Genomic DNA, 8,536 nt, shown 5'->3' on the forward strand with positions numbered 1-8,536 from the left:
CTCCTCGGCGCCGCCGTCCGCGCCCCCCGCGCCCTCTTCTCCGCCGCCGTACGCGCCGGGGCCCGCCGGCTCGTCAGGGCCGCTGCCGGGCACCGAGACGCGGCGCTGGGTCGAGATCAACGGCAACCGCCACCAGATCTCGGGGCCGACCCTGGTGCTGGGCCGCAGCACGGAGGCCGACGTGCGGATCGACGACCCCGGGGTCTCGCGCCGTCACTGCGAGATCCGGGCGGGGAGCCCCTCCTCCATCCAGGATCTGGGCTCCACAAACGGAATCGTGGTAGACGGACAGCACACACAGCGCGCTACGCTCCGCGACGGCTCACGCATCGTCGTGGGCAGTACGACGATCATTTACCGGCAAGCCGAAGGGTGAAGCGGGGGCAATGTCAGAGCTGACCCTCACGGTCATGCGGTTGGGGTTTCTCGCCGTACTGTGGCTGTTCGTCATCGTGTCCATCCAGGTCATCAGGAGTGACCTGTTCGGCACCAGGGTGACGCAGCGCACCACCCGTCGTGCCGACCAGCGCCCCGCTCAGCGGGCACAGCCGCAGCAGCCACCGCAGCAGGGTGGCGGCGGCCGGCGCGGGCGCGGCGCGGGCCGCAACGCCCCCACCAAGCTCGTGGTCTCCGAGGGGTCGCTCACGGGGACGACGGTGGCGCTCCAGGGGCAGACGATCACCCTGGGCCGCGCGCACGACTCCACGATCGTGCTGGACGACGACTACGCGTCCTCGCGGCATGCCAGGATCTACCCGGACCGTGACGGCAGGTGGATCGTCGAGGATCTCGGGTCGACCAACGGCACGTATCTCGACCGCACCCGGCTCACCACACCGACGCCGATCCCGCTCGAAGCGCCGATCCGCATCGGCAAGACGGTCATCGAGCTGCGGAAGTAGTACCGACATGACGACCGGAGGGTGGGCACCGTGCGGATGTACCCGGAGCCGACGGGCGAGGTGCGCATGAGCCTGTCACTGCGCTTTGCCGCCGGATCACACGACGGCATGATCCGCGAGCACAACGAGGACTCCGGCTATGCCGGCCCCCGGCTGCTCGCGGTCGCCGACGGCATGGGCGGCCAAGCCGCCGGCGAGGTCGCCTCCTCCGAGGTGATCTCCGCCATGGTCCAGCTCGACGAGGACATTCCCGGCTCGGACATCCTCACCTCTCTCGGCACCACGGTGCAGCGCGCCAACGACCAGCTGCGGCTGATGGTCGAGGAGGACCCGCAGCTGGAGGGGATGGGCACGACGCTCACGGCCCTGCTGTGGACGGGGCAGCGCCTCGGGCTCGTCCACGTCGGCGACTCGCGGGCCTATCTGCTGCGCGAGGGGCAGCTCACCCAGATCACCCAGGACCACACCTGGGTGCAGCGGCTGGTGGACGAGGGCCGGATCACCGAGGAAGAGGCCACCACGCACCCGCAGCGCTCGCTGCTGATGCGCGCGCTGGGCAGCGGTGACCACGTCGAGCCCGATCTGTCGATCCGCGAGGTGCGCGCCGGGGACCGCTACCTGCTGTGCTCCGACGGGCTGTCGGCCGTCGTCTCGCACCAGACGATCGAGGAGACGCTGGCCGGCTACCACGGTCCGCAGGACACCGTGCAGGAGCTGATCCAGCTCGCGCTGCGCGGCGGTGGCCCCGACAACATCACCTGCATCGTCGCCGACGTCCTGGACGTCGATCACGAGGACACCCTGCACACCCAGCTCAACGACACCCCCGTCATCGTCGGGGCCGTCGCCGAGACGCAGCAGCAGTTGGCGGGCGGCGCGCTGGGCAGCACGCCGGCGGCCCGCGCCGCCGAGCTGGGCCGCGGCCAGGGCGTGCCCCCGCAGGGGCAGCCGGGTGCCCCTGCGGGGTTCGGACCGCCGAGTGGCGATCCGGCGGCGCCGGCGGGCGCGTTCGGTCCGTTCACCGACGAGGACTTCACCAAGCCGGGCAAGGGCGGCAAAGGCAGGTGGATCAAGCGTTCGCTGTGGATCGCCCTGGCGCTGGCCGTGGTCGGCGGCGGCCTGTACGGCGGCTACCGCTGGACGCAGACGCAGTACTACGTGGGCGCCAACGGTGACCACGTCGCGCTCTACCGCGGCATCAATCAGGAGCTGGCCGGCGTCTCGCTGCACAAGGTCGACGAGGACCGCCCCGACGTCGAACTCAAGTACCTGCCGGGCTTCCAGCGCAACCAGGTCAAGGAGACCATCGCGCTGAACGACCGGGACGAGGCCAAGGACAAGCTCACCGAGCTGGGCGAGCAGGCCGAGGTGTGCCGGATCGTCGCCGAGCAGAAGAAGCAGCCCAAGGAGCCCGACAAGGGGGACAAGGGCGGCAAGGGTTCCGAGAAGTCCGAGAAGCAGCGCAAGGACGAGCAGAACCGGCCCGGTGACGCCACCACAGGCGGCGGGGTCGGCAACGGAACCGGCACCGCCGGCGCGGGTACGGGGGACGCCGGCGTCGGCACGGCCACCCACACCGCCTTCACCTCCGGCTCCACCCACGACACCACTGGCGCCGCCTCCAGCACTCCGTCGCCGAGCCCCAAGCTCACGAAGGAACAGCAGGAGCTGGCCAAGCAGTGCACCGCGCCGTAGGGGGCGGCACAGGCATGAGCAACCTCACCACCACCACGGGCAGCAACACCACCGTGTCCTCCGGCGGGCTGCCGAGCCGCCGCAACACGGAGCTGGCGATGCTCGTCTTCGCCGTGCTGATCCCGGTCTTCGCGTACGCCAACGTGGGCCTGGCGATCAACGACAAGCTGCCGTCGGGCATGCTCGGCTACGGCTTCGGCATGGTGCTGCTGGCGGGCGTGGGGCACCTGGTGGTGCGCCGCTACGCGCCCTACGCCGACCCCCTGCTGCTGCCGCTGGCCACGCTGCTCAACGGTCTGGGCCTGGTGCTGATCTGGCGCCTCGACCAGTCGGAGCGGCTGCACCAGCGCGCCGAGAACCTCTTCGGCGCCTTCACCCCCGACGCCCCCAAGCAGCTGCTGTACTCGGCGATCGGGCTGGCGCTGTTCGTGGCGATCCTGCTGTTCCTCAAGGACCACCGGGTGCTGCAGCGCTACACCTACATCTCCATGGCCGTCGGCCTGGTGCTGCTGGTGCTGCCGGTGTTCTTCAAGCCGGTCAACGGCGCGCGGATCTGGGTCAGTATCGGCCCGATCAACCTCCAGCCGGGTGAGTTCGTCAAGATCATCATCGCGATCTTCTTCGCGGGTTATCTGATGGTGAAACGGGACGCCCTGGCGCTGGCCTCCCGCCGCTTCATGGGGCTCTACCTGCCGCGCGGACGCGACCTGGGGCCGATCCTGGTGATCTGGGGCCTCAGCCTGATGATCCTGGTCTTCGAGACCGACCTGGGCACCTCGCTGCTGTTCTTCGGCCTCTTCGTGATCATGCTGTACGTCGCCACGGAGCGCACCAGCTGGATCGTCTTCGGCCTGCTCCTGTCGGCCGGCGGCGCCTCCCTCGTGGCCACGTTCGAACCGCACGTGCAAGACCGCGTCCAGGCCTGGCTGCACCCCTTCTCGGAGGAGGTCATCCAGGCCACCGGCAGCGACCAGATCGCCCAGGCGCTGTGGGCGTTCGGCTCCGGCGGCGTGCTCGGCACCGGCTGGGGCCAGGGCAACTCCGACCTGATCGGCTTCGCCGCCAACTCCGACTTCATCCTCGCCACGGTCGGCGAGGAACTGGGCCTCACCGGCATGATGGCCGTCCTCCTGCTGTACGGCCTGATCGTCGAACGCGGCGTCCGCACGGCGCTCGCCGCCCGCGACCCGTTCGGCAAGCTGCTGGCCGTCGGCCTGTCCGGCGCCTTCGGACTCCAGGTCTTCGTCGTCGCCGGCGGCGTCATGGGCCTGATCCCGCTGACCGGTATGACCATGCCGTTCCTGGCCTCCGGCGGTTCCTCCGTGATCGCCAACTGGGCGCTGATCGGCATTCTGCTGCGCATCAGCGACACCGCCCGCCGCCCCGCGCCGGCCCCGGCACCCTCACCCGACGCCGAGATGACTCAGGTGGTCCGCCCGTGAACAAGCCCCTGCGCCGGATCGCGATCTTCTGCGGTCTGCTCGTGATGGCCCTGCTCGTGCGGACGAACTGGCTGCAGTTCGTCCAGGCCGACGAGCTGAAGACCGACCCTGACAACAGGCGCGTCTCCATCGCCCGGTACGCCCAGCCGCGCGGCAACATCATCGTGGACGGCAAGTCGGTCACCGGGTCGGCCGCCACCGACGGCACCGACTTCAAGTACAAGCGCACCTACAAGGACGGCAAGATGTGGGCGCCGGTCACCGGTTACGCCTCGCAGGCGTTCGGTGCCAACCAGCTGGAGAAGCTGTACGACCCCATCCTCACCGGCGACGACGACCGGCTGTTCTTCAACCGCACCATCGACATGGTCACCGGCAAGCCGCAGAAGGGCGGCAACGTCGTCACGACGCTGAGCGCGAAGGCGCAGAAGGCGGCCTACGACGGGCTCGGCGACAAGAAGGGCGCCGTCGCCGCGATCGACCCGTCGACGGGCGCCATCCTGGCGCTGGCCAACAAGCCCTCCTACGACGCGTCCGCCTTCGCCGGCAACGGCGAGAAGGACAGCAAGGCGTGGAGCGCCCTGCAGAAGAAGAACAACCCCGACGACCCGATGCTGAACCGGGCGCTGCGCCAGACCTACCCGCCCGGCTCCACGTTCAAGGTCGTCACCGCGGCGGCCGGGCTGGAGAGCGGGGACTACGACATCGACTCCAAGACCGACTCGCCCGACCCGTACAGGCTGCCGAACACCAGCAAGGATCTGGGCAACGAGGGCAACATCCCGCAGTGCAAGAACGCCAGCATCCGCGTGGCGCTGCAGTGGTCCTGCAACACCGTCTTCGCCAAGATGTCCGACGAGCTCGGCAACGACGAGATGATCAAGATGGCGGAGAAGTTCGGCTTCGAGAAGGACGTCAAGGGCGGCACGCTCGACCCGGACCTGGACACCCCGGTGCGGCCCGCCAAGAGCATCTACCCCGAGGACACCCGCCCGCAGAACGCCCAGGCGGGCATCGGCCAGGCCTCCAATCGCGCCACCCCGCTCCAGATGGCCATGGTCGCCTCGGCGATCGCCAACGACGGCAAGCTGATGAAGCCGTACATGGTCGACAAGCTGGTCGCGCCCAACCTCAACACCGTCGAGCAGACCAAGCCCGAGGAGCTGAGCCAGCCGGTCTCGGCGGAGAACGCCCAGAAGCTCCAGTCGGCCATGGAGACGGTCGTGGAGAAGGGCACAGGAACCGCGGGCAGGATTCCCAACGTCACTGTCGGCGGCAAGACCGGTACCGCACAGCACGGTGAGAACAACAAGGACAACCCGTACGCCTGGTTCATTTCGTACGCGAAGACGAGTGACGGATCTCCCGTCGCCGTCGCTGTAGTGGTGGAGAGTTCCGACACACTGCGCGACGACATCGCGGGTGGCAAGCTGGCGGCGCCGATCGCGAAGGACGTGATGGAGGCCGTCCTCGACGAGAAGCGGTGACACCGGCCGCCGGCTTCGGGTGAGCCCGGTCACCACGACCACACCAGGCACGCGACCAGTGGCGGGTACCGTATGCCGAGCAGCACACCGCCGTGTCGCAAGCCTGGGGGTACCACCCGGCCGGAGGCTGGGGGAGTTCCACGTGCCGCGGCACGGAAGACCGGAGAGGGCTGGAGACTATGGAAGAGCCGCGTCGCCTAGGCGGCCGGTACGAGCTGGGCTCGGTGCTCGGCCGTGGAGGCATGGCCGAGGTCTACCTCGCCCAGGACACCCGGCTGGGCCGCACGGTCGCGGTCAAGACGCTCCGCGTCGACCTCGCCCGCGATCCGTCGTTCCAGGCCCGCTTCCGCCGTGAGGCCCAGTCGGCCGCCTCGCTCAACCATCCGGCGATCGTCGCCGTCTACGACACCGGCGAGGACTACGTCGACGGGGTCTCCATCCCCTACATCGTCATGGAGTACGTCGACGGCTCCACCCTGCGGGAGCTCCTGCACTCCGGGCGCAAGCTGCTGCCCGAGCGGTCGATGGAGATGACCACCGGCATCCTCCAGGCGCTGGAGTACAGCCACCGCAACGGCATCGTCCACCGCGACATCAAGCCCGCCAACGTCATGCTGACCCGCACCGGGCAGGTGAAGGTCATGGACTTCGGCATCGCCCGCGCCATGGGCGACTCCGGCATGACGATGACGCAGACGGCCGCCGTCATCGGCACCGCCCAGTACCTCTCCCCCGAGCAGGCCAAGGGCGAGTCCGTCGACGCGCGCTCCGACCTGTACTCCACCGGCTGCCTGCTCTACGAGCTGCTGACCGTGCGGCCCCCGTTCGTCGGCGACTCGCCCGTCGCCGTCGCCTACCAGCACGTGCGGGAAGAGCCGCAGCCGCCCAGCGCCTTCGACCCCGAGATCTCGCCCGCCACGGACGCGATCGTCATGAAGGCCCTGGTCAAGGACCCGGACTACCGCTATCAGAGCGCCGATGAGATGCGCGCCGACATCGAGGCCTGCCTCGACGGCCAGCCCGTCGCCGCCACCGCCATGGGCGCCGGCTACCCCGGCTACCCGGAGGACCAGCCGACCACGGCGCTCCACGCCCAGGAGCCCCAGACGTCCATGCTGCCGCCGATGCGCGCGGACGACGGCGGCTACTACGACGAGCAGCGCGGCCGTCGCAAGGGCAAGAACCCGCTCTCGACGATCCTGCTGGCGCTCGCCGTCATCCTCGTCCTCGTCGGAGCCATCTTCATCGGCCGGGCCCTGTTCGCCTCGCCCGACAACCAGGCCGAGGTGCCCAACGTCGCCGGGCTCTCCGAGTCCGAGGCCACCCAACAGCTGGAGAACACCGGTCTGAAGGCCGATAAGGGCCAGAGCGAGTGGTGCAACGAGAAGAAGGGCACCGTCTGCAAGACGGACCCCGGCATCGGGGAGAGCGTCGACGCGGACAGCACCGTCAGCCTCATCATGTCCAAGGGCCCACGCGACCAGGCACCCCGCGAGGTTCCGGACGTCAAGGGCGAGGTCTTCGCCGACGCCAAGCAGAAGCTCAACGAGGCCGGTTTCAAGGTCGGCAAGAAGCAGCAGGAGTCCGAGCAGCAGGCCGGCACGGTGCTCTCGCAGGACCCGACCGGGGGCGAGAAGCGCAAGAAGGGCACCAAGGTGACGCTGACCGTCGCCACCGAGTCCAGGCCGACCGTGCCCAACGTCGTCGACCAGCCCTTCGACAAGGCCAAGCAGCAGCTCGAGTCGCTCGGCTTCAAGGTCTCCAAGTCCGAGGAGGAGAACGAGACCAAGGCCGCCGGTACCGTCATCCGCCAGGACCCCGGCCAGGGCAAGCAGCCCGAGGGCACGACGATCACCCTGACCGTCGCCAAGGCCCCCGACGACCAGCCCGCCACCGTGCCGGACGTCACCAACCAGAAGCTCGGTGACGCCAAGTCCGCCCTGCAGGACGCCGGATTTGCCGTCGACAAGGTGACCGGCCCCCAGGACGACAACGCGATCGTGGTGGGGACCAACCCGCCGGCCAACACGCAGGGCAAGAAGGGCGACAAGATCACCATCATGACGCGCCCGGCGGGCCCCGACGAGGGCGACGACGGCGGTGACGACGGCGGCTTCTGGGGCGGCCTCGGCCGCCGCCACCACTGAGACGGGTGCCCTTGGCTGGTACGGGTGCCCTTGGCTGGTACGCGTGCCCTTGGCTGGTGCCGAACGTGTCGGTGCCGGCCGTCTGCCCTTCCGCCGGGCCCTCGCCGCGGTGGTTGCGCGCCGTCGCGGCGGACAAGGGTGTGGGGGCTGACGCCCCCGCACCCCCGCGGCCTCAGCGCCCCCGTACGGTCAACGCAACTCCGCCGGAGCCGTGCGGTCCTCGTCGACGTCCTGGGTGCGGACGAGCTCGCCCCAGACGATGTAGCGGTACTTCGAGGTGTAGACGGGCGTGCAGGTCGTCAGGGTGATGTAGCGGCCCCGCTCCTTCTTGCCCGAGCCCTTCGGGACCGCGTCGAGCACGTCGACGTTGTACTTCGAGGTCTGGGGCAGCGTCTCGAACACCTTGTACACGTACCAGGTGTTCTTCGTCTCGAAGACGATCGCGTCACCCTTGTCGATCTTGTCGATGTCGTGGAACTTCGCCCCGTGCCCGTCGCGGTGCGCGGCGAGGGAGAAGTTGCCCGACTGGTCCTGGGGGAGGGCCGACTTGACGGGCTTGGTGTAGTAGCCCGCGATGCCCTGGTTGAGCTCCTTGGGGTCGGTGCCCTTCTTGACCAGGATGTCCTTCTCCGACATCGACGGCACGTGCAGGAACCCGATGCCGTCCCGGGTGTCGAGGTCGCCCGGCCCGCGGTCGGCGGCCCAGTGCTTCCGCACCCGGTCGCCCTCCTTCTTGGCCTGCCGGTCGGCGAGCACGTTCGTCCACCACAGCGAGTAGACGACGAACAGGGCGAGCACGAGCCCCGCGGTGATGAGGAGTTCGCCGAAGACGCCGACGGCGACGGCCACCCGCCCCCGCCGGG

Annotated in this window: 7 protein-coding genes; 6 read left to right on the forward strand and 1 reads right to left on the reverse strand. The window is 69.4% G+C overall.

Translation table 11 applies throughout. The features are described 5' to 3' along the window. From AB8Z75_RS25760 to pknB, 6 genes are all read left to right on the forward strand, one after another. On the forward strand, positions 1-376 hold a 376-nt coding region (locus AB8Z75_RS25760; protein WP_369205950.1), incomplete at its 5' end, for an FHA domain-containing protein. Between the two features lie 10 nt (positions 377-386). Further along, positions 387-902, forward strand: coding sequence for an FHA domain-containing protein (locus AB8Z75_RS25765; protein ID WP_369205952.1), 516 nt, complete (start codon positions 387-389; stop codon positions 900-902). 36 nt (positions 903-938) lie between these two features. Then, positions 939-2,597 (forward strand): Stp1/IreP family PP2C-type Ser/Thr phosphatase, encoded by a 1,659-nt coding sequence (locus AB8Z75_RS25770; protein WP_369205962.1) that lies wholly within the window; start codon positions 939-941, stop codon positions 2,595-2,597. Positions 2,598-2,611: 14 nt separating this feature from the next. Then, entirely contained in the window at positions 2,612-4,039 is a 1,428-nt protein-coding gene (locus tag AB8Z75_RS25775) for an FtsW/RodA/SpoVE family cell cycle protein (protein ID WP_369205954.1), read from the forward strand. Further along, positions 4,036-5,526: a peptidoglycan D,D-transpeptidase FtsI family protein gene (locus AB8Z75_RS25780; RefSeq protein WP_369205956.1), complete on the forward strand. Its 1,491-nt coding sequence runs from the start codon at positions 4,036-4,038 to the stop codon at positions 5,524-5,526. Before AB8Z75_RS25775 ends, AB8Z75_RS25780 begins: the two co-directional genes overlap by 4 nt. 179 nt (positions 5,527-5,705) lie before the next feature. After that, positions 5,706-7,673, forward strand: a complete 1,968-nt coding sequence (pknB, locus tag AB8Z75_RS25785) for a Stk1 family PASTA domain-containing Ser/Thr kinase (protein WP_369205958.1) — start codon at positions 5,706-5,708, stop codon at positions 7,671-7,673. Positions 7,674-7,862: 189 nt separating this feature from the next. On the opposite strand, the gene AB8Z75_RS25790 is transcribed toward pknB, so the two are convergent. After that, on the reverse strand, positions 7,863-8,536 hold a 674-nt coding region (locus tag AB8Z75_RS25790; RefSeq protein WP_369205960.1), incomplete at its 5' end, for a class E sortase.

Origin of the sequence: Streptomyces sp. PU-14G (assembly GCF_041028275.1) — a bacterium.
GTDB lineage: Bacteria > Actinomycetota > Actinomycetes > Streptomycetales > Streptomycetaceae > Streptomyces.